At 65.3% G+C, this 1,179-nt stretch carries 1 pseudogene; it reads right to left on the reverse strand.

The window, feature by feature from the left end:
- Window positions 1-144: 144 nt before the first annotated feature.
- Window positions 145-1,179 (reverse strand): annotated as a pseudogene (gene fimX / locus BSK43_RS00085) (cyclic di-GMP-binding protein FimX); the annotation flags it as partial.

The following is a 1,179-nucleotide window of genomic DNA, read 5'->3' on the forward strand; positions in this document are numbered from 1 at the left end:
GGCTGGACGGGATCCTCTATCTGCTCGGGCTACCGCGACCGCGAAGGGCGGGCCTGAGGCCGGTGGCTGCCTCTTGTTAGCCTGGCAGCCGCGAACCAGGTCGGTAGAGCGGAAAAAGCAACGGGCGCCCTGGGCGCCCGTTCTTCATTCTTCTCCCGAGGAGAAGTCGTAGTCCATCGCCTGGCTCGGTCCCTGCAGGTAGTAGCCCTGAATATAGGTGGCGCCGGCCTGCCACAGGGTGGCGAGCACGCTGGCGCTTTCGACGAAGGGCACGATGCTGAGCTTCTGCTGTTCGTGCAGTTCGGCGATCAGACCTTTGAGGACCTCCTGGTTTTCCACCTGGTTGAGGTCCTGGACGAAGGAGCCATCGATCTTGATGAACTGCACGGTCAGGTGCTTCAGCGCGTTGAACGGGTTCAGCGAGCAGCCGAACTGGCTGATCGCCGCCTGGCAATGCAGGGTGGCCAGGCCCTGGGTCAGTAGCTTGGCCTGCTTCAGGTAGCTGGTGGCGTCGGCTTCGCTGATCTGGAATACCAGCGACTCCGGCGGCAGGCGCGCGGCCTTCAGCGCCACTCCGAGCCAGGGCAGCAGGCCGGGGTCTTGCAGGCTGGCGCTGGACAGGTGGACGAACAGCTTGGTCTGGTGCCCCTTGGCGCGATGCTCGGCGAGCAGCTTGATCGAGTTGAGGATCACCCAGCGGTCGATCTTCTCCGCCAGTCCGGCTTCCTTGGCGGCATGCAGGAACTCCGCCGGCGGCACTTCCTGGCCCTGCGGATTGAGCAGGCGCAGGAGCACCTCGTAGTTCTCGTGGCTGTCGCCTCGCAGGCTGATGACTGGCTGGAACAGCAGGCGGAAGCTGTTGGTCTCCAGCGCCTGCTGGAGGATCGCGATGACGTCGCCGCGCTGGGCGGCGGCGGCGAGTTCTTCCGCCGGGTTGTACTGCTTGATCTGCGAACCGCCCTTGCGTGCCGCCTCGTCGGCGCAGCGATGCGCGCGGTTCATCACGTCCTGGGCCTTGGCGGTCTTCTCGTCGAGGCGGCGACGCCGATGCTGAGGGTGGCCTGGGCGCTGCGGCCGTTCAGCTCGAAAAGGTGGTTCTCGACCTTCTTCAGCAGCCGTTGCAGTGCCGCTTGTGCCTCCTCGGGAGTCTTGCCCTTGAACAGGGCGGCGAAGATCGAG

The organism is Rhizobium sp. P44RR-XXIV (assembly GCF_001999485.2).
In the GTDB taxonomy this organism is placed as follows: Bacteria; Pseudomonadota; Alphaproteobacteria; order Rhizobiales; family Rhizobiaceae; genus Rhizobium.